Consider the following 22393-nt stretch of genomic DNA (forward strand, 5'->3'; position numbering starts at 1 on the left):
CCTTGGGGGTAGTGGTCGGTGGACGGGCGGTCAGCCGGAACAGGCCGGCGTGCTCTCAGGCTCCTCGCCGAGCGAGGCCGTGACGAGACGGTCGACGAGGAACTCGGCGAGCGCCGCCACGGTCGGCCGGGCCAGCAGGTCGGCGAGGCCGAAGTCACCGGCGAACTCCGCCCGGATCCGCTGGAGCAGCGACATCGCGAGCAGCGAGTGGCCGCCGAGGTCGAAGAAGTTCTCGTCGATCCCGAGTGCGGGCAGGCCCAGCACGTCGGTGAACGCCGCGTGCACGGCCTGCTCGCTCGGGTACCTCGGTCCGCGCAGTGGTCCCGACGCGGTGAAGTCGATGGCGCTGGGCGCGGGGAGGGCCTTGCGGTCGAGCTTGCCGTTGACGGTCAGCGGCAGCTCGTCGAGCACCACGAACGCCGACGGCACCATGTACTCGGGCAGCCGGGCGGCCAGCATACGCCGGACCGCGGCGGCCTCGATAAGGGTACCCTCACCCGGCACCAGGTAGGCGACCAGGCGCTTGACGCCGGGGGTGTCCTCGCGGACCACCACGGCGGCCTGGGCCACGGCCGGGTCCAGGGCGATGGCGTCCTCGATCTCGCCGGGCTCGACCCGGTAGCCGCGGATCTTCACCTGGTCGTCGGCACGGCCGAGGAAGTCCAGCAGCCCGTCCTGACGCCAGCGCACCACGTCACCGGTGCGGTACATCCGGGCCCCCGGCTCGCCGAACGGGTCCGCGACGAAACGCTCCGCCGTCAGCCCCGCCCGATTGAGGTAACCCCGCGCCAGACCCACACCCGACACATACAGCTCCCCCGCCACACCCACCGGAACCGGCCGCAGACAGGCGTCCAGAACGTACGCCCGGGTGTTCCAGATCGGCCGGCCCACCGTCGCGGTCGCCGAGTCCAGCGTCCCGCCACCGAGGGTGTTGATGGTGTACTCGGTCGGCCCGTACAAGTTGTAGCCCATGACGCCCGGCGTCTCGCGCAGCCTGGTCCAGAGCGTCTCCGCCACCGCCTCACCACCCAGCAGCACCAGCACCGGACGGTGCCGGTCCTCCTCCAGCAGGCCCCGGTCGACGAGCGCCTGGGCGTAGGACGGCGTCACGTTGATGACGTCGATGGCGTACTCGGCGCAGTACGCGGAGAGCGCCTCGGCGTCGCGGCGCAGGGCCTCGTCCAGGACGTGCACCTCGTGGCCCTCGACCAGCCAGAGCAGTTCCTCCCAGGACATGTCGAAGGAGAACGAGACCGTGTGCGCGATCCGCAACCGGCGACCACCCGCGGACTCGACCACCGGATCGAAGATCGCCTCACGGTGGTTCAACTGCATGTTCGTCAGACCCCGGTACGGCGTCACCACACCCTTCGGCCGACCCGTCGAACCCGAGGTGAAGATCACATACGCCGGACTGTCCTGATCCACCACCACACCCAACGGACCCACCGGCAACGCCGCCAACTCGGCCACCACCTCCGGCGAGTCCAGCAGCAGCACACCCCCGAACGACGGCATCCGCGCGACAGCCGTGGAATCCGTCACCAGGCAGACCGGAGCGGTGTCCTCCACCATGAACGCCAACCGCTCCACCGGATAGTCCAGCTCCAACGGCAGATACGCCGCACCCGTCCGCAACACCGCGAACAACGCCGCCACCATCTCCAGCGAACGCGGCAACCCCAGCGCCACCACCCTCTCCGGCCCCGCCCCCCGCGCCACGAACAACCGCGCCAACCGGTTCACCCGGGCATCCAACTCCGCATACGACCACGACACCCCACCGAACACCAGCGCCGTCTCACCCGGCACCGCCACCGCACGCTCCGCCAACAGATCCGCCACCGTCGCCCCCGGCAACCCACGACCCGTCGCCACCCACTCCCCCAACACCAGACCGCGCTCACGCACCGTCAACACGTCCAGGGCGCCGATCCGGCGGCCCGGGTCGGCCGCGACCTGCTCCAGCAGGGCCAGCAGTCGCTCGACCAGGGCCTCGGCGGTGGTGCGGTCGTAGAGGTCGGCCGCGTACTCGAAGGCGATGTCGATCTCCTCCGTGGCGGAGGTCTCCTCGAAGTTGAAGTCGAGTTCGAACTTCGCGGCGCCCAGCTCGAAGGGCAGGATCCGGCTCTCCAGGCCGAGCAGGCGTCCGGCCTGGCCGTCGTTGTGCTGGTAGCCGAGCATCACCTGGAACAGCGGGTGCCGGCCGGGCACGCGCGGCGGGTTGACCGCCTCGACCAGCCGGTCGAACGGCAGGTCCTGGTGGGCGAAGGCCGCCAGGTCGGTGTCCCGGGTGCGGGTCAGCAACTCGGCGAAGGTCGGGTCGCCGGACAGGTCGTTGCGCAGGACCAGCGTGTTGACGAAGAAGCCGACCAGCCCGTCCAGCGCGCTGTCGGAACGCCCGGCGACGGGCGCCCCGAGGGGGATGTCCGTGCCGGCGCCCAGGCGGTGCAGCAGGGTGGCCACGGCCGCCTGGAGCACCATGAAGGTGGTGGTGCCGGTCGCCCGGGCGGCCTCGCGCAGACCGCGGTAGACGGCCGGGGGGACCTGGCCGCGCACGGTGTCGCCGCGGTAGCCGGCCACCGGACGGCGCGGGTGGTCGGTCGGCAGCGGCAGCTCCTCCGGCAGCCCGGCGAGTGCCTGCTTCCAGTACCCGGCCTGACGGGCGTGCAGGCTCCGCTCGTCCTCGGGCGAGCCGAGCAGTTCCTGCTGCCAGAGCGTGTAGTCGGCGTACTGGACCGGCAGCGGCGCCCAGTCGGGGGTGCGGCCGTCGGTGTGCGCCGCGTAGGCGCCGGTGAGGTCCTCGATGAAGGGGAGCATCGACCACTCGTCGCCCGCGATGTGGTGGAAGAGCACCACCACCACGTGGTCCTCCGGCCCGAGCTCCAGCAGGCTGACGCGCAGCGGCAGTTCGGCGGAGAGGTCGAAGCCGTACCGGACGGCGCTCCGGAGGTCGGCGTCCAGCGTCGACTCGGAGGAGCGGACCAGGTGCACGGCCGCCTCGGCCGCCGGGGCCTCCAGGATCCGCTGGTGGACGTCGCCGTCGCGCTCGGTGAAGACGGTGCGCAGGCTCTCGTGCCGCTGCGTCACCGAGCGGACGGCGGCGCCGAGGGCGGCCCGGTCCAGCGGTCCGGTGACCCGTACCACCAGGGGCACGTTGTAGGTGGCGCCCGAGTCGTCGAGGTTCTGCAGGAACCACATCCGGCGCTGGGCGTGCGAGAGCGGCAGGTCGGCCGGGCGCTCGCGGCGGCCCAGGGCGGGGCGCGGGTCGTCGCCGGCGCCGGCCCGGTGGGCGAGGCCGGCCGGGGTGGGTGCCTCGAAGAGGTCGCGGACGGTGAGCCCGGCGCCGCCGGGCAGCGCGCGGACCCGGCCGATCAGCCAGGTGGCCAGCAGGGAGTGGCCGCCGAGGTCGAAGAAGTGGTCCTCGGGGCCGACCTCGGCGAGGCCGAGCACCTCGGCGAAGGCGCCGCAGAGGATCTCCTCCCGGGCGTCGCGCGGGGCGCGGCCGGGGCCGGTCCCGGTGCCGGCGGGCGCGGGGAGGGCCTGGCGGTCGAGCTTGCCGTTGACGGTCAGCGGCAGCTCGTCGAGCACCACGAACGCCGACGGCACCATGTACTCGGGGAGCCGGGCGGCGAGTTCGTTGCGAACGGCGGCGAGGTCCACGGCCGTCGCGGCGGGGACGAGGTAGGCGACCAGGCGCTTGACGCCGGGGGTGTCCTCGCGGACCACCACGGCGGCCTGGGCCACGGCCGGGTCCAGGGCGATGGCGTCCTCGATCTCGCCGGGCTCGACCCGGTAGCCGCGGATCTTCACCTGGTCGTCGACACGGCCGAGGAAGTCCAGCAGACCGTCCTGACGCCAGCGCACCACGTCACCGGTGCGGTACATCCGGCCCCCGGGCTCGCCGAACGGGTCCGCGACGAAACGCTCCGCCGTCAGCCCCGCCCGATTGAGGTAACCCCGCGCCAGACCCACACCCGAGACGTACAGCTCCCCCGCCACACCCACCGGAACCGGCCGCAGACAGGCGTCCAGAACGTACGCCCGGGTGTTCCAGATCGGCCGGCCCACCGTCGCGGTCGCCGAGTCCAGCGTCCCGCCACCGAGGGTGTTGATGGTGTACTCGGTCGGCCCGTACAAGTTGTAACCCATGACGCCCGGCGTCTCGCGCAACCTGGTCCAGAGCGTCTCCGCCACCGCCTCACCACCCAGCAGCACCAGCACCGGACGGTGCCGGTCCTCGTCCAGCAGACCGGCCTCCACCAGGGCCTGGGCGTACGAGGGCGTCACGTTGATGACATCGATCCCGTGGACGTCCAGGTAATCGGCCAGACCCTGGGCGTCGCGGCGCAGGGCCTCGTCCAGGACGTGCACCTCGTGACCCTCGACCAGCCAGAGCAGTTCCTCCCAGGACATGTCGAAGGAGAACGAGACCGTGTGCGCGATCCGCAACCGGCGACCACCCGCGGACTCGACCACCGGATCGAAGATCGCCTCACGGTGGTTCAACTGCATGTTCGTCAGACCCCGGTACGGCGTCACCACACCCTTCGGCCGACCCGTCGACCCCGAGGTGAAGATCACATACGCCGGACTGTCCTGATCCACCACCACACCCAACGGACCCTGCGGCAACGCCGCCAACTCGGCCACCACCTCCGGCGAGTCCAACAGCAGCACACCCTCGAACGACGGCATCCGCGCCGCAGCCGTCGAGTCCGTCACCAGACAGACCGGAGCGGTGTCCTCCACCATGAACGCCAACCGCTCCACCGGATAGTCCAGCTCCAACGGCAGATACGCCGCACCCGTGCGCAACACCGCGAACAACGCCGCCACCATCTCCAACGAACGCGGCAACCCCAGCGCCACCACCCTCTCCGGCCCCGCCCCCCGCGCCACGAACAACCGCGCCAACCGGTTCACCCGGGCATCCAACTCCGCATACGACCACGACACCCCACCGAACACCAGCGCCGTCTCACCCGGCACCGCCACCGCACGCTCCGCCAACAGATCCGCCACCGTCGCCCCCGGCAACCCACGACCCGTCGCCACCCACTCCCCCAACATCAGGCCGCGCTCACGCACCGTCAACACATCCAGGGTGCGGACCGGGCGGTCGGGGCGCTCCAGGATCTGCTCCAGGAGGGCCAGCAGCCGCTCGGCGTGCTCCTCGACGACGGCCCGCTCGAAGACGTCCGGGCGGTACTTCCACTCGAAGGTGAGGTGCTCGCCGGGGTTGGTGATGAAGATCAGCGGGAAGTGCGTCGCGTCGACGTCCGTCACCTGGCGCAGGCCGAGGTGCTCGCGCAGGCGGTCCCGCAGGCCCTCGTCGGCCGGGGTGTTGCGGAGCACCTGGAGGGTGTCGAACAGCCGGCCGAAGCCGGTGCCGCGCTGGATCTCGCCCAGCCCGGTCTGGTGGTGTGCCAGCAGGGCGCTCTGCTCGTCCTGGAGGCGGGTGAGGAAGGCGGCGACGCCCTCCTCGCCGTCCAGCCGGGCCCGGACCGGCACCGTGTTGAGGAACATGCCGATGGTGGCGTCGATGCCGGGCAGCTCGGCCGGGCGGCCGGAGACGGTGGCGCCGAACACCACGTCCTCGCGGGCCGTCAGACCGGCCAGCAGCAGGCCCCAGGCGCCGGAGAGCACGGTGTTGAGGGTCAGGCCGTGCTCCCGGCCGAAGGCGGCCAGCCGCTCGCCGAGCCCGGCGGGGGCCTCGACGACGACCTCCTCCGGCAGCAGCGCGGCCCGCTCGCGGGCCTGCGGGGCGAGCAGCGTCGGCTCGGCCAGGCCCTCCAGCGCGGAGCGCCAGGCGGCCCGGCCGGCCTCCTGGTCCTGGCCGGCCAGCCAGCGCAGGAAGTCCCGGTAGGGCAGACCGGCGGCCGGCGGGCGCTCGCCGGCGCAGCGGGTCAGCACCTCCTGGAGGAAGAGCCCGGAGGACCAGCCGTCCCACAGCAGCGCGTGGTTGGTGATCAGGACGCGCTGGCCGCCGTCGGGGGCGAGCACCGAGACCAGCCGCAGCAGCGGCGGCGCGGCGAGGTCGAAACGGGTGAACGCCTCGCGCTCCTTGAGGAGGCGCAGTTCGGCCTCGAAGTCGTCCGTGCCGAGCGCCGACAGGTCGACCTCGGTGAGCGGGACGTCGACGGCGCGCGGCAGGAACTGCACCGGGCGCTCCAGGCCGTCCTGGAGGAAGCCGGCCCGCAGGTTGGGATGGCCGTCCAGCACGGCGGCCACGGCGGCGCGCAGCACCTCCAGCGGGATCCGGGCGGTCAGCGAGAGCACGTCGCGCGAGGTGTAGACGTCCAGCGCCTGCTCGTCGTACCCGGCCTCGAAGAGCAGGCCCTCCTGGAGCGGGGAGACCGGCCAGACGTCCTCGATCTCCAGCTCGGGCACGGCGGCGCGGACGAGGGCCAGTTCGGCCTCGGTCGCCGGGGGCAGCTCGGGCAGCTCCGGGGCGGCGCCGGCCGCCTCGCGGCGGTCGGCCAGCTCGGCGAGGGCGGCCGGGGTGCGGCGCTCGAACACGTCGCGCGGGCTGAGCGAGAGCCCCTCGGCGCGGGCGGCGCCGATCAGCCGGATCGAGGAGATGCTGTCGCCGCCGAGGCGGAAGAAGTCGTCCTCGACGCCGGCCCGCGGCAGGCCGAGGACCTCCGCGTACAGGTCGCAGAGCAGCTGCTCGGTCTCGGAGCCGGCGTCCCGGCCGGCCGCCAGGCCGGTGTAGGCAAGCGCCTCGTCGGGCAGTGCGGCCCGGTCGAGCTTGCCGTTGACGGTCAGCGGCAGCGCGTCCAGCACGGCGAAGGCGGACGGCACCATGTACTCCGGCAGCCGGGCGGCGAGCGCCCGGTGGAGTTCCTCGGTGTCGAGCAGGGCGCCCTTGGCGGGGACGACGTAGGCGACGATGCGCCGGACGGCGCCGGGCCGGACCAGCACGGCGGCCTGGGCCACGCCCGGCTGCCCGGCCAGCGCGGCCTCGACCTCGCCGAGTTCGATCCGGTAGCCGCGGATCTTCACCTGGTCGTCGGTGCGGCCGAGGTACTCGACCTCGCCGTCGGCCCGGCGGCGGACCAGGTCTCCGGTGCGGTACATGCGCTCACCCGGGGCGAACGGGTCGGCGACGAACCGGCCGGCGGTCAGGCCGGGCCGGTCCAGGTAGCCGCGGGCCAGCTGCGGGCCGGCCAGGTACAGCTCACCGGGCACGCCGGCCGGGACCGGCCGCAGCAGGCCGTCCAGCACGTGGGCGCGGGTCCCGCGCAGCGGGCGGCCGATGACCGGGGTGGCGCTGTCCGCGAGGTCGGCGACCAGGGCGTCGACGGTGAACTCGGTCGGGCCGTAGTAGTTGACGGCGGTGACGCCCGCCTCGCCGCGCAGCCTGGTCCAGAGCGGCTCGGGCAGCGCCTCGCCGCCGAGCAGCAGCACCGCCGGGCGGTGCTCGGCGGCCAGCAGGCCGCTGTCGAGCAGCTGCTGGGCGTACGAGGGGGTGACGTCGAGGGCGTCGACGCGGTGGGCGCGGGTGTAGCCGACCACCGCTTCGGCGTCCCGGCGGTCGTCCTCGCCGAGGACGTGCAGCTCGTGGCCGCCGATCAGCCAGATCAGCTGCTCCCACGAGGAGTCGAAGGAGAACGACGCGGTGTGCAGGGCGCGCAGCCGCGCCCGGCCGGTGGCGCGCAGCGCGTCGGCGAAGGTGGTGGTCAGGTGGTCGTGGATCAGGTTGCCGAGGCCGCGGTGCGGGATCACCACGCCCTTGGGCCGGCCGGTGGAGCCGGAGGTGTGGATGACGTACGCGGCGGCGTCGGGGTGGACGGGACCGCCGCGCTCGGCGTCGGTGAGCGGACCGGCGGGCAGCGCGGCGAGGTCGGCGGCGGTCCGCGGGTCGTCCAGCAGCAGGACGGCGGCGCCGGGCACCTCGGGCAGCCGGGCGGCGACCTGGGCGGTGGTCAGGACGACGGCGGGGCGCGCGTCCGCCAGGAGCAGGGCGAGCCGCTCGTCCGGGTGGTCGAGGTCGATCGGCAGGTAGGCGGCGCCGGCCCGCAGGACGGCGAGCAGCGCGGTGACCGACTCGGCGGAGCGCGGCAGCGCGAGGGCGGCGATGTCGTCGGCGCCCAGGCCGTGGGCGCGCAGCAGCCGGGCCAGCCGGTCGGCGCCGGCGTCCAGTTCGGCGAAGGAGAGCTGGACGGGGGCCGGGCCGCCGGTCAGGCCGGGGCCGACCAGGGCCCGGGCGTCCGGGGTGCGGGCGGCCCGGTCGGCGAACAGGTCGGCGGCGGTGGCGTCCGGGACGCGGTGCTCGCCGCCGGAGACGGTGGCGGGCAGCGCGGCGCGCTCGGCGGCGTCGAGCAGGTCCAGCCGGGCGAGCGGGGTGTCCGGGTCGGCGGCGAACGCGGCGAGCAGGCGCAGGAAGCGGTCGGCGATCCGGCCGGCCTCGGCCTCGGTGAACAGCTCGGGCCGGTACTCCAGCTCCAGGCGCAGCCGCTCGCCGGGCAGCACGGTCAGGCCCAGCGGGTAGTGGGTGGCGTCGCGGGCGCCGAGCGCGGTAACGGCCAGGCCCTCGACGGTGCCCAGGCTCGTGCGGAGCGCGTCGCCGCCGCCCTGGTAGTTCTCGACCACGAGCAGGGTGTCGAACAGCGCGCCCTCGACGTCGGCGAGCCGCTGGATGGCGCCGAGGCCGAGGTGCTGGTGGGCGATCAGCTCGGCCTGCTCCCGCTGGACGGCGGCGGCGGCGCCGGCCAGGGTGGCGCCGGGGGCGAGCCGCACGCGCACCGGCACGGTGTTGATGAAGAGGCCGACCATGGTGTCGGCGCCGGGCAGGTCGTCGGGGCGGCCGGAGACGGTGGTGCCGAAGACCACGTCGGCGGTGCCGGTGAGCGAGCCGAGCAGGACGCCCCAGAGGGTGTGGGCGAGGTTGCCGAGGGTCAGGCCCCGGCCGCGGGCGGCCTCCGCGACGGCGGCGGAGAGCTCGCGCTCGGCGTGCAGGGTGACCACGGCCGGTTCGACGGCGGTGGCGACGCCGGCGCCCGGCGCGACCGGGTGGGTCTGGGCGAAGCCGGCCAGCGCGGCGCCCCAGGCTGCCTCGGCGGCGGCGGTGTCGCGGGTGGCGAGCAGCGCCAGGTGGTCCTTGTAGGGGCGGACGGCGGGCAGCGCGGCGAGGTCGCCGGCCGACCCGTAGAGCGCCAGCAGCTCGCGCACCAGGATCGGCATCGACCAGCCGTCGAGCAGCAGGTGGTGGCAGGTGATGACGAGCCGGGAGCGGTCCGGCCCCAGCCGGAGGAGGGCCAGCCGCAGCAGCGGCGGGGCGTCCAGCTCGAACCGGTGGTGCCAGTCCTCGTCCATCGCGGCCAGTACCGCGGCGTCCTGCTCCGCCCCGGCCGGGGCGGTCAGGTCGACCACCCGCAGCGGGGTCTCCACCTCGCGCTGGACGAACTGGACGACCGCCTCCGGGTCCTCGTACCAGAACCCGGCGCGCAGGTTGGCGTGCCGCGCCAGCAGCGCGTCGACGGCGGCGGCCAGCCGGGCGGCGTCGACCGGGCCGGCCAGGTCGAGGTGCGACTGCACGACGTAGACGTCGCGCGCCTCCTCGTCGTAGAGCGCGTGGAAGAGCAGCCCCTCCTGCAGGGAGGAGAGCGGGTAGACGTCCTCCAGGGCCGACGCGGCCGGGGCCTGGGCCTGCGAGTCGTCGATCGGTGCGGTGGAGTCGTTCGTCACGGGGTTCTCGGTCCTGGGGGTGGGGTGGCGGTCGGTGGGGTCGGGGGCGGCGGCGCCGCCCGGTTCGCGGCTCATCGGCGGCGCCTGCGCAGCCGCGACTCCAGCCGGTCGATCTGGGTCTGCTTGAGCCGGACGAGGTCGAGGTCGGAGGGCGTCACCCCGCCCGCGTCGCCGCCGGCGGCGTGCCGGGCGAGCGCGTCGAGCGCGGCGAACCAGGAGTCGGCCAGCGCCGCCACCTCGTCCTCGCCGAACAGCGCGCCCGGCCAGCTCCACTCGACCGTCAGCTCCGGGCGGCCGTCGGGGCCGGTGGCCACGACCGCGTCGATCTCCAGCGGGTAGCCGGCCGGCATCAGCCGGTCGGGGCCGGCCGCGGCGGCGACGGCGGTGCGCTCGTCCTGCGGGGCGAACGCCCAGCCGCCCTGCGGTCCGGCGCCGGTGTCCGTCCGGCCGCGGTAGTTGAACAGCACCTCGGAGCGGGGCACCGCGGCCAGCAGCGGCGCGGTCTGCGCGTTGAGGTGGCGCAGCAGGCCGAAGCCCAGGCCCCGGTCGGGGGCGGCCCGCAGCTGCTCCTTGACCTGCTTGAGCGCCTGGCCGGTGAGCGCGCCGCCGGTCATCGCCTCGGCCGGGTCCAGCCCGGTCAGGTCGAGCCGGACGGGGTGCACGGTGGTGAACCAGCCGACGGTGCGGGCGAGGTCCGGGGTGAGTCCGGCCGCCTCGCTGCCGCCCCGGCCGTGGCCCTCCAGGTCGACCCGGACGGCCGGTGCGGCGCCCGGGCGGGCGGCGGCGACGCCGAGGGCGAGGCCGGCCAGCAGCACGTCGTCCACGCCGGCGCCGAAGGACTGCGGCAGGACGGTCAGCAGCGGCTCGGTGCGGTCGGCGGGCAGGGTGCGGCGCAGCGTGCGCAGGGTGGCGACGGTGTCCCGGGCCGGGTCGGCGGTGAGGCCGCCGAGCGGCCCGGCCGGACCGTCGAGCGCCTCCCGCCACTGCTGGGCCTCGGCGATCCGGCCACGCTCGTGGGCGTGCGCGAGCAGCTGCTCGGCCCAGGCCCGCAGGCTGTGCGCCTCGGGTTCGAGGGCCGGGCGGCCGCCGGCCGCCAGTGCCTCGTAGGCGGTGCGCAGGCCGGGCAGCAGGGTGCGCCAGGAGACGCCGTCCACGGCGAGGTGGTGGACGGTCAGCAGCAGCCGGCCGTCGGTGTCCGGGCCGGCGTCGAACCAGACGGCGCCAAGGACCCGGCCGGTGCCGGGGTCGAGCGCCGCCGCGGCCGCGTCCGCCTCGCGGGTCAGCAGGGCGGTCCACCCGGCGGGTCCCGCCTCCCGCGCGCCCCGGGCGTCGACCCGGCGCAGGGTGCGCGGGTCGGTCAGGGCGGGGGCCGCGTCGGCGGCCAGGACCTCCTGGGTCCAGAGGCCGTCGGTGCGGTCCAGCCGCAGCCGCAGCGCCGGGTGGCGGGTGGCGAGGGCCGCCAGCGCGTCCCGCAGGGGCTGCTCCCGCAGCCCGGCCGGGACGGTCAGCAGGACGGACTGGTTGAACCGGTCGATCGGGCCGCCGCGTTCGCGCAGCCAGTGCACCACCGGCAGGGCGGGCAGCTCGCCGTCGGCGGGCGGCGCGACGGCCGACGGGCCGGCGGGGGCGGGCGCGGCGGGCGTGCCCAAGCCCTTGGCGGCGGCGAGCGCGGCCGGGGTCGGGTACTGGAAGACGTCCTTGGCGGCGATCGGGAAGCCGGCCGCGCGGGCCCGGCTGACCAGCTGGATGGAGACGATGCTGTCGCCGCCGAGGGCGAAGAAGTTCTCCTCCTCGCCGACCTCGGGCAGGCCCAGCACCTCGGCGAAGACCCTGGCCAGCGAGCGGCCCGGGGTCTGCCCGGCCGCCGCGGGGGCGGCGGCCGGGCGGCGGGCCGGGTCGGGCAGCGCCTTGCGGTCGAGCTTGCCGTTGACGCTCAGCGGCAGCGCGTCCAGCACGGTGACGGCGGCCGGGACCATGTGCTCGGGCAGCACCGCGGCCACCGCCACGCGGACGGCGTCGCCGCCGACCGAGGCGCCCGGCTGCGGGACGACGTAGCCGAACAGCTGGCGGGCGCCGCCCTCGGTGACGGCGCGGGCGGCGACGGCCGCCTGGGCCACGCCCGGTGCGGCGGCCAGCGCGGCCTCCACCTCGCCGAGTTCGATCCGGAAGCCGCGGATCTTCACCTGGTCGTCGGTGCGGCCGAGGTACTCGACCTCGCCGTCGACCAGCCGCCGGACCAGGTCTCCGGTGCGGTACATGCGCTCGCCCTGGGCGAACGGGTCGGCGACGAACCGGCCGGCGCTCAGGCCGGGGCGGCCCAGGTAGCCGCGGGCCAGCTGGACACCGCCCAGGTACAGCTCGCCGGGCACGCCGACCGGGACCGGCCGCAGCCGGGCGTCCAGCACGTACAGGCGGGTGTTCCAGACGGGGCGTCCGATCGGGACGACGCCGGAGCCGGCCCAGGCGCGGTGGTAGGTGACGTCCACGGCGGCCTCGGTGGGCCCGTAGAGGTTGTGCAGCTCGATCTGCGGCCAGAGGGCCGCGAAGCGCTCGACCGCTGCGGGCGGCAGCGCCTCGCCGGAGCAGAACACCCGGCGCACCCCGGCGAAGCGGTCCCGGACGGTGCGGTCGGCCTCGGCCACCGCGGTGAAGGCGGTGAGCATCGAGGGCACGAAGTGCGCGGTGGAGATGCCCGCGCCGGCGGCGAGCGCGGCCAGGTACTCCGGCTCCCGGTGGCCGCCGGGCCTGGCCAGGACCACCCGGGCGCCGCTGACCAGTGGCAGGAAGAACTCCCAGACCGAGACGTCGAAGCCGGCCGGGGTCTTCTGCAGGATCCGGTCCTGCGGGGTGATGCTGTAGACCTCGCGCATCCAGTCGAGCCGGTTGACGATCGCCCGGTGCGGGACGACGACGCCCTTGGGGCGGCCGGTCGAGCCGGAGGTGAAGATCACGTAGGCGGGGTGCTCCGGCTCCGGGGCGACCGGCTCGGCCTGCGGCCCGTCGGCGTCGACGCCGAGCACCGGCACGCCGGGGAGGACCGGCAGCGCGCCGGCCGTGCCGGGCAGGGTGAGCACGCAGACCGGGGCGGCGTCCTCGACCATCGCGGCCAGCCGGTCCGCCGGGTACTCGGTGTCCAGCGGCAGGTAGGCGGCGCCGGACTTGAGCACCGCGAGCAGGGCGACCATCAGCTCGACCGAGCGCGGCACGGCGACCGCGACGATCCGGTCCGGTCCGGCGCCGTGCGCGGCGAGCACGCGGGCCAGCCGGCCGGCCCGCTCGTCCAGGCCGCGGTAGGTCAGCTCCGCGCCCTCGAAGGCCACCGCGACCGCGTTGGGCGTGGCGGCGACCCGCTCGGCGATCCGGGTCACCAGGGTGCCCGGCGCCACCTCGCGGTCGGTGGCGTTCCACTCCCCCGCGAGGCCGCGCCGCTCCTGGGCGCCGGTCAACTCGACCCGGGCGGCCGGGCGGTCCGGCGCGGCCAGCGCCTGCTCCAGCACCCGCAGCAGGCGGGCGCCGAAGAGCCGGCCGGTGGAGCGGTGGAAGAGGTCGTCGGCGTAGATGACGGTCAGGTCGGTGTGGTCGCCGTCGGCGGACTCCACGAAGGTGAAGGCCAGGTCGAAGCGGGCCGCGTGCACCGGGTCGGGCAGCAGCGTGGTGCGGGCGCCCAGCAGGCGGTCCAGGCCGCCGGCCTCCTTGCGGTGCTGGACCATCACCTGGAACAGCGGGTGGCGGCCGAGCGAGCGCTCCGGGTTGACGATCTCGACCAGCCGGTCGAACGGCAGGTCCTGGTGGGCGAGCGCGCCCAGCACGGTCTCCCGGGCGCGGGCCACCAGGTCGTCGAAGGTCGGCTCGCCGGAGAGGTCGTGACGCAGCACCAGGGTGTTGACGAAGAAGCCGACGACCGGCTCCAGCACCTCGTCGGCGCGCCCGGCGACCGGGGTGCCGAGCGCCACGTCGGTGGTGCCGGCGAGCCCGCCGAGCAGCAGCGCGGCGGCCGCCTGGGTGACCATGAACGGGGTCGCGCCGCTGCGCTGGGCGTAGCCGCGCAGCGCCCGGTGGAGGGCGTCGGGCAGCCGCAGCCGTACCGCGCCGCCCCGGCCGGTGGCCTCGGCGGGCCTCGGCCGGTCGGTCGGCAGGGCGAGTTCGGCCGGCAGGTCGGCCAGCCGCCGCGTCCAGTAGCGGGCCTGGGTGGCGGCGCTGCCGTCCTGGTCGGCGAGCAGGTCGGCCTGCCAGAGCGCGTGGTCCGCGTACTGGAGCGGCAGCGGTTCGAAGACCGGCGCCGTGCCGGCCAGGCGGGCGGCGTAGGCGTGGTCGAGGTCGCGCAGCAGTACCCCCTCGGACCACTCGTCGCCCGCGATGTGGTGCAGCGCGACGCTCAGCACCGACCGCTGCGGCCCGGCGCGGAGCAGGGTGGCGCGGACCGGGATCTCCTCGGCGAGCTCGAAGGCGTAGGCGCCGGCGGCGGCGACCGCCCGGTCGAGCCGGCCCGCCGCGACCTCCTCGACGGTGAAGGGCACGCCGGCCTGCTCGGGGGTCAGGATCCGCTGGTGGGGCCGGCCGTCCCGGTCGGGGAAGACCGTCCGCAGCGCCTCGTGCCGGGCCAGGACGTCCGCGAAGGCGGCGCGCAGCGCGTCGGTGTCGACGGCGCCGTCGATCCGCAGCGCGCACGGGATGGTGTACGCGGTGCTGGGGCCCTCCAGCCGGTACAGGAACCAGAGCCGGGCCTGCGCGGCGGAGAGCGGCAGCGGCTCGGGGCGGGGCCGCGCGGCCGGGGCGGGGCGGCCGGTGGCGGCGGTGGCCAGCCGGGCGGCCAGGGCCGCGGCGGTGCGGCTCTCGAAGAGGTCCCGCACGGCGACCTCGACCCGCAGCGCGGCGCGGAGCCGGCCGACCACGCGGGTGGCGAGCAGCGAGTGGCCGCCGAGGTCGAAGAAGTCGTCCTCGACCCCGGCCTGCGGCAGGCCGAGCACCTCGGCGAAGACGCCGCAGACCACGGCCTCGCGCTCGTCGCGCGGGGCGCGGCCGGCGGGCGCCGCGAAGGCGCTCGCCTCCGGCTCGGGGAGGGCGTGCCGGTCCAGCTTGCCGTTGACGTTCAGCGGCAGCGCCGGCAGCGGCACGATCGCGGCCGGGACCATGTACTCGGGCAGCGACCCGGCCAGCGTCCGGCGCAGGGCGGCCGGGTCGGCCTCGCCGCCGGGGGCGGGCACGACGTAGCCGATCAGCCGCTTGGCGCCGGTGGCGGTGGCGCGGGCCAGCACGGCGGCCTGGGCCACGCCGGGCAGGGCGGCCAGCGCGGCCTCGACCTCGCCGGGCTCGATCCGGAAGCCGCGGATCTTCACCTGGTCGTCGTCGCGGCCCAGGTAGTCCAGCGTGCCGTCGCCGCGCCAGCGGACCACGTCGCCGGTGCGGTACATCCTCTCGCCGTCGCCGAACGGGCAGGCGACGAAGCGGCCGGCGGTCAGGCCGGGGCGGTTGCCGTAGCCGCGGGCCAGGCCCTCGCCGGCGATGTACAGCTCGCCGGGGACCCCGGCCGGGACGGGCCGCAGCCGGGCGTCCAGCACGTAGACCCGGGTGTTGCCGATCGGTCGGCCGACGCACGGGGTGGGGCTCTCGTCCAGGGCCGCGCCCAGGGTGTCGACGGTGTACTCGGTCGGGCCGTAGAAGTTGTGGCCGAGCACGCCCTCGGTGTCGCGGATCCGGCTCCACAGGGCGTCGCCGACGGCCTCGCCGCCGACCAGGAAGAGCAGCGGGCGGTGCTCCGCCGAGTCGAGCAGGCCCCATTCGACCAGCTGCCGGCCGAACGACGGGGTGACGTCCAGGGTGTCGATCCGGTCGGCGAGCAGCCGGGCGACCAGGGCCTGCGGGTCGCGGCGCAGGTCCTCGCCGTAGACGTGCAGCTCGTGGCCGCGGATCAGCCAGAGCAGCTGCTCCCAGGAGGAGTCGAAGGAGAACGACGCGGTGTGCGCGGCCCGCAGCCGGCGGCCGCCGGCGGCCTGCTCGGCCCGGGCGAAGACCGTCCCGCCGTGGTGCTCCAGCATGTTGGCCAGGCCGCGGTGCGGCACCTGGACGCCCTTGGGGCGGCCGGTGGAGCCGGAGGTGTGGATGACGTAGGCGAGGTCGTCGGGGTCGGGGCGGACGGGGTCGGCGTCCAGCGCGCCGAGCCGGTCGGTGGTCAGGGTGCCCAGGCCGTGCCCGGCGAGGACCGGGCGGGTGCGGGCGACCTCGTCGGTGGTCAGGGTGACCAGCGGTTCGGCGTCGGCGAGCATCAGCGCGATCCGCTCGTCCGGGTGGTCGAGGTCGACCGGCAGGTACGCGGCGCCCGACTTCAGCACCCCGAGCAGGGCGGCCACCAGCTCGGCCGAGCGGGGCAGCGCCAGCGCGACCACCCGGCCGGGGCGGGCGCCGAGCGCGGCGAGGTGGCGGGCGGTCAGCTCGACCCGCCCGGCCAGCTCGGCGTAGCTGAGGCGCCGGTCGCCGAAGACCACGGCGGTGTCGTCGGGGGTGGCGGCGGCGCGGGCCTCGAAGGCGTCGACGACCGTCCCGGCGGGGACCTCGCGGCCGGTGGCGTTCCAGCCGCGCAGCAGCGTGTCGCGCTCCCGCCCGTCCAGGATCTCCAGCTCGCCGACGGGCGTCCCGGGCCGGGTGGCGACGGTCTCCAGCACCCGCAGCAGGCGGGCGCCGACGGCGGCGGCCTGCTCGGCGGTGAACACGTCGGCGCGGTACTCGACGGTGAGCCGCGGCGCCTCGCCGGGGAGGGTGAGCACGGTCAGCGGGTAGTGGGTGGCGCCCCGGTTGCCGATGCCGGCGACCCGCAGGCCGCGGGCGGTCAGCCGGTCGGGGTCGACCGGGTAGTTCTCGAAGACCAGCAGGGTGTCGAAGAGGGTGCCGTGCCCGGCGAGCGCCTGGATGTCGGCCAGGCCGAGGTACTGGTGGTCGAGCAGCGCGGACTGCTGGGCCTGCAGCCGGGTGAGCGCCTCGACGGCGGGCTCGTCCTCCTCGGGGCGGAAGCGGACCGGCACGGTGTTGCTGAACAGGCCGACCATGGACTCCACGCCGGGCAGATCACCGGGACGGCCGGAGACGGTGGCGCCGAAGACCACGTCCGCGCGGCCGGTGAGACGGCCGAGCAGGATCGCCCAGGCGCCCTGGACCAGGGTGTTGAGGGTGAGTCCGTGCGCCCGGGCGGTGCCGGTGAGCGCCGCCGCGAGCTCGGCGGACAGCGGCAGGTGGATCTCGGCGCCGGCGGCGGCCGGGCCGCCGGCCGGGCGGCCCAGGGTGTCGGCGAGCATGGTCGGCGCCTCCAGGCCCGCCAGCGCCTCGCGCCAGGCGAGCGTGTCGGCGCCGGCGTCCCGGGCGGCCAGCCAGCCGAGGTGGTCGGCGTACGGGGTGGTGGCGGGCAGCGCGGCGCTCGCGCCGCCGTCGCCGTAGGCGGTGACCAGCTCGCGCAGCAGGACCGGGGTGGACCAGCCGTCCATCACGATGTGGTGGCGGGTCAGCACCAGGCGGTGGTGGTCCGCGCCGAGGGTGACGAGCGCGCAGCGCACCAGCGGAGGCCGGGCGAGGTCGAACCGGCGGGAGGCCTCCTCGTCCTCGATCCCGGCGACCGCGGCGTCGCGCCGGTCGGCGGGCAGGGCGGTGAGGTCGTGCTCGGTCCAGGGCACCGTGACGGTGTCCGCCACCAGTTGGAGCGGGTGCTCGCCGATCGCGGTGAAGCCGGAGCGCAGCGCGGAGTGCCGGTTGACCACGGCGTCCACGGCACGGCGCAGGGCCGGCCGCTCCAGCGGGCCGCGCAGGTCCAGCGAGGTGAGCGAGGTGTAGAGGTCGTCGGTGCCCTCCTCGCGCTGGTAGAGGGCGTGGAAGAGCAGGCCCTCCTGGAGCGGGGAGAGCGGCAGGACGTCGACGGTGCCGGGGTGTTCGGCCGCTATCCGGTCCAGCAGCGGCTGGCTGACGGCGGCCAGCGGGACGTCGCTGGGGGTGAGCCCGCCGGCGTCCGGCCGGGCGGCGTACGCGGCGAGGGCGTCCAGCGCGGCGAACCAGCGCTCGGCGATGTCGCGGACGGCCTCCTCGGTCAGGACGCCGTGCGGCCAGGAGAGGGTGACGGCGAGTTCGGCGCCGTCGGGGCCGTCGTGGACGAAGGCGCCGACCTCCAGGGCGTGGGCGGTGGGCAGCGCGGGGTCGGCGCCGGCCGCGACGGCGTCGCCGGCCTCGCGGGCGACGGTCCAGTGCGCGCCGTCCGCGGTGAAGCGGCCGAGGTAGTTGAAGAGCAGCTGCGGCTGGTCGGCGTCGGCCAGGGCGGGGCCGGAGACCGGGTCCAGGTGGCGGAGCAGGCCGTAGCCGGCGCCGGCGTTGGGCAGGGCCCGCAGCTGCTCCTTGACCAGGGCCAGGGCGCGGCCGGCGGCGGCGCCACCGGTCAGCGCCTCGTCGAGGTCCAGGCCGGCCAGGTCGAGGCGGGCCGGGAACTCGGTGGTCAGCCAGCCCACGGTGCGGGTGGTGTCGGCGCCGGGGACGAGCTGGTCCTCGCGGCCGTGGCCCTCCAGCCGCAGCAGCAGGTCGGCGCGGGCGCCGGCGCCGTGCCGGTCACGGCGGCGGCCGAGCAGGGCGAGCGCGAGACCGGCGAGCAGGGTGTGGTCCACGCCGGCCCGGTGGGTGGCGGGCACCGCGGTGAGCAGCGGGGCGGTGCGGGCGGCGGGCAGCGTGAGGCGCAGCCGACGGGTGGTGGCGGCGGTGTCGCGGGCCGGGTCGAGCGGGCGGTCGCCGAGCAGCGGGCCGGCGCCGTCGGCCAGCACGGCCTGCCAGCCGGGCAGTTCGGCGCGGATCCGGTCGCCGGTGGCCGCCTCGGCGAGGCCGAGGGCCCAGCCGCGCGGCGAGGTGGCGACCGGGTCGAGCGGGCGGCCCTCGTAGGCGGCGCGCAGGTCGGGGAGCAGGATGCGCCAGGAGACGCCGTCCACGGCCAGGTGGTGGGCGGCGAGGACGAGCAGGCCGTCGGTGTCCGGCCCGGCGTCCAGGTGGACGGCCTGCAGCACGACGCCCTGTTCGGGGTCGAGCCGGTCGACGGCGGCCTCGCGCTCGATCGCGGCGGCGGCGGACAGCTCGGCCGGGGCGACGGTGAGGTGGCGCAGCCGCTCGGCGGCGGGGGCGCTGCCGGCGGGCCGGATCTGCTGGGTCCAGGTGCCGTCGACGGCGATGTCCAGGCGCAGCCGCAGGGCGTCGTGGTGGTCGGTCAGGGTGTCCAGGGCGGCGGTGAGCCGGGCGCGGTCGAGGCCGGCCGGGACGGTGACCACGGTGTGCTGGCTGAACCGGGTGACCGGGCCGCCGCGCTCGCGCAGCCAGGAGCTGATCGCGGTGGCGGGCAGCGGGCCGGTGCCCTCGACGCCGGCCCGGCGGACCGCCGGGGCGGTCTGCTCGGCGACGGCCGCGATCCGGGCGACGGTGCGCCGTTCGAAGACCACCCGGGGGGTGAGGGCGAGGCCGGCCCGGCGGGCCCGGCTGCCGAGCTGGATGGCGGAGATGCTGTCGCCGCCGAGGGAGAAGAAGTTGTCGTCGACGCCGACCGTGTCCAGGCCGAGGACCTCGGCGACGAGGTCGGTGAGGATCCGCTCGGTCTCGGTGCGCGGGGCGCGGGCGGCGCCGTCCCCGGCCTGCCGGGGGGCCGGCAGCGCCTTGCGGTCGAGCTTGCCGTTGAGGCTCAGCGGGAGCGCGTCGAGGCCGACCAGGACGGCCGGGACCATGTGCTCGGGCAGGGTGGCGGCCAGGGCGGCCAGCAGGTCGTCCGGGTCGGCGGGGGCCGGGGCGACGTAGCCGACCAGTTGGCGGGCGCCGCCGGGGGTGAGCTCGCGGGCGGTGACGGCGGCCTGGGCGACCCCGGGCAGCGCCTCCAGGGCGGCCTCGATCTCGCCGAGTTCGATCCGGAAGCCGCGGACCTTGACCTGGTCGTCGGTGCGGCCGAGGTACTCGACGGTGCCGTCGGGGGCCCAGCGGACGAGGTCGCCGGTGCGGTAGAGCCGCTCGCCGTCGGCGAACGGGGAGGCGACGAACCGCTCGGCCGTCAGGCCGGGGCGGCCCAGGTAGCCGCGGGCCAGCTGGACGCCGGCCAGGTACAGCTCACCGGGCACGCCGACCGGGACCGGCCGCAGCCCGGCGTCCAGCACGTACAGGCGGGTGTTCCAGACGGGGCGTCCGATCGGGACGACGCCGGCGCCGGGCTCGGTGGGGTGGTGGGTGACGTCGACGGCCGCCTCGGTGGGCCCGTAGAGGTTGTGCAGCGGGACGTCGGGCAGCGCGGCGTACCAGCGCTCGACGACGTCGCCGGGCAGGGCCTCGCCGGAGCAGAAGGCGCGCCGCAGGCCGCCGCAGCCGGCGGCGGCGGTCGGCTCCTCCAGGAAGGCGCGGAGCATGGACGGCACGAAGTGCAGGGTGGTGACGCCCGTGTCGGCGATCAGGGCGGCGAGGTAGGCCGGGTCCTTGTGGCCCTCGGGGCGGGCCAGGACGACGGCGGCGCCCTCGCAGAGCGCCCAGAAGAACTCCCAGACCGAGACGTCGAAGCTGGCGGGGGTCTTCTGCAGGACGCGGTCCTCGGGGGTGAGGCGGTAGGCGTGCTGCATCCAGGCCAGCCGGTTGACGATGGCGCGGTGCGGGACCACGACGCCCTTGGGGCGGCCGGTGGAGCCGGAGGTGTAGATGACGTACGCCGCGGAGTCGGGGTCGACGGCGGGCAGGGCGGTCGTGGTGGCGCCGGCGGGGGTGTGGCCGGGGCCGATCAGGAAGGCGGCGGCGCGGGCGCTCTCCGGCAGTCGGTCGAGCACCTCGGGGACGGTGACGACGCGGACCGGGCGGGCGTCCTCGATCATGTGGGCGAGCCGGTCGGCCGGGTAGTCGGCGTCCAGCGGCAGGTAGGCGGCGCCGGTCCTGAGGACGGCGAGCAGGGCGACCATCAGGTCGGCGGAGCGCGGCACGGCCACGGCGACCACGGTCTCCGGGCCGGCGCCGGCGGCGGCCAGCGAGCGGGCCAGCGCGTCGGAGCGCTCGGCGAGCGTGGCGTAGCTGAGCGTCTCGCCCTCGAAGACGACGGCGGGGGCCTGCGGCGTGGCGGCGGCGCGCTCGGCGATCCGGCTGACCAGGGTGCCCTCGCGGACCTCCCGGGCGGTGGCGTTCCAGTCGTGCAGCACGGCGGCCCGCTCGGCGTCGGCGAGCAGCGGCTGGTCGCCGATCGGCCGCTCCGGGTCGGCGGCGAGCCGGGCGAGCAGGCCGGCGCAGCGGTCGGCGTGCAGTTCCAGCGCGGCCTGGGTGTAGAGCTCCGGGTTGGCCCCGAACTCCAGCACCAGCCGGTCGTCCGGGGTCTTGGTGACGGACAGCGAGAGGTCGTCGACCGGGCCGGAGGCCAGGGTGACGGTCTGTCCGGGGCTGCCCGCGAAGTCCAGCGCGAGGTCGAAGGGCTTGATGTTGAGCAGCGGCCCGTGGAGCCGGTGGTCGGTGCCGACCAGGCCGAGGTCGCGGCGGATCTCCTCGCCCCGGTGGCGCTGGTGGCGGCGGGTCGCGGTGAGCTCGGCGGCGGCGCGGCGCATCAGCCCGGTGTGGCTGTCCGTCCCGGCAACGGCGATCCGTACGGGCAGGATGTTGACGGCCATGCCGGGCACCCGCAGGGTGCCGGGGGCGGTGCGGGCCATGAAGTGCATGCCGAGCACGACGTCCGGCGTCCCGGTCATCAGGTGCAGGTAGCCGGCGAGGGCGGCGGCGGCCGCCTCGGCCCAGGTCGCGCGGGCCGCCCGGGCCGAGGCGAGGACGGCGGCCGAGTCCTCGGCGGTCAGCTCGACGCGGTGGTACCGGGCGGCGGGCGCGGCCTGGGCGGTCGCCTCGGTGAGGCCGACGACGGCGGGGCGGTCCGCGAAGCGGGTGTTCCAGTAATCCCGGCCCTCGGCGGCGGCGGGGCCGGCGAGGTACTCGCGCTCGGCCTCCACCAGGACGGCGAGCGGGCGCAGCGGGCTGTCGGGCACATCGGTGCCGGCGGCGAGGGCGGTGTACACCTCGGCGACCCGGCGGGTGAGGAGCGCGACGCTGTAGCCGTCGACGACCAGGTGGTGGAACCACTGGAACCAGAGGTGGCGCTGCTCGCCGACCCGGACCAGCAGGGCGCCGTGCAGCGGGCCGGCCTCGGGGCCCTCCAGCGGGGTCGGGACGGCGAGTTGGGCCCGGACGAGCGCGGTGGCGGCGGCCACCGGGTCGGCGGCGGCGCTGGTGTCGAGCCGGGGCAGCTGCCAGGCCTCGGCGTCGAAGGCGGTGGGCAGCTGGACGGTGCGGCCCTCGTGCTCGGCGAGCCGGACGTGCAGGCCGTCGGCCTCGGCGAGGGTCCGGCGCAGCGCCCGCTCCAGCAGCGCGGGGTCGAACGGCCCGGTGATCTCGACGTACTGGCCGACGTTGTAGGCCGGGTTGTCCGGGTCGATCCGCTGTGCGGCGAGTACCCCTGCCTGTGCCGCCGTCAGCTCCTGGAGGACTGCGGCCGGCTCGACCTGCGTGGTGTTGGTGCCCGCCTGAGGCATGGTCGGCCCTTCCCGGTTCGGTGCGGCCCCGCCGACGATGCAAGCCCGGGGCGCTCGCTGGTGCGCTGTGGTGCGTGGTGGTGCGCTGGTGCGCCCTGGTGTGCTGGTGCGCTCTGGTGTGCGCGGTGCTGGGGCGCGGGGCGGCCCGCCGGGTTCGTGCCCGGCGG

General features: G+C 76.1%; 2 protein-coding genes. Both read right to left on the minus strand.

Features of this window, described 5'->3' with window-relative positions:
• Positions 1–30: 30 nt before the first annotated feature.
• A complete protein-coding gene (locus ACZ4UX_RS10760) occupies positions 31–9771 on the minus strand; it encodes a non-ribosomal peptide synthetase (RefSeq protein WP_465706361.1) in 9741 nt (3246 codons plus the stop codon).
• Complete coding sequence (locus ACZ4UX_RS10765) at positions 9768–22226, minus strand: amino acid adenylation domain-containing protein (protein ID WP_465706362.1); 12459 nt, start codon at positions 22224–22226, stop codon at positions 9768–9770. Before ACZ4UX_RS10765 ends, ACZ4UX_RS10760 begins: the two co-directional genes overlap by 4 nt.
• Between the last annotated feature and the right edge of the window lie 167 nt (positions 22227–22393).

This window comes from Kitasatospora sp. NPDC028961 (genome assembly GCF_055564815.1).

Excerpts from the sequence above, each read along its gene's own strand:
- ACZ4UX_RS10760 (WP_465706361.1), bottom strand. The coding sequence starts at position 9,771 with ATGAGCCGCGAACCGGGCGGCGCCGCCGCCCCCGACCCCACCGACCGC.
- ACZ4UX_RS10765 (WP_465706362.1), bottom strand. The coding sequence starts at position 22,226 with ATGCCTCAGGCGGGCACCAACACCACGCAGGTCGAGCCGGCCGCAGTC.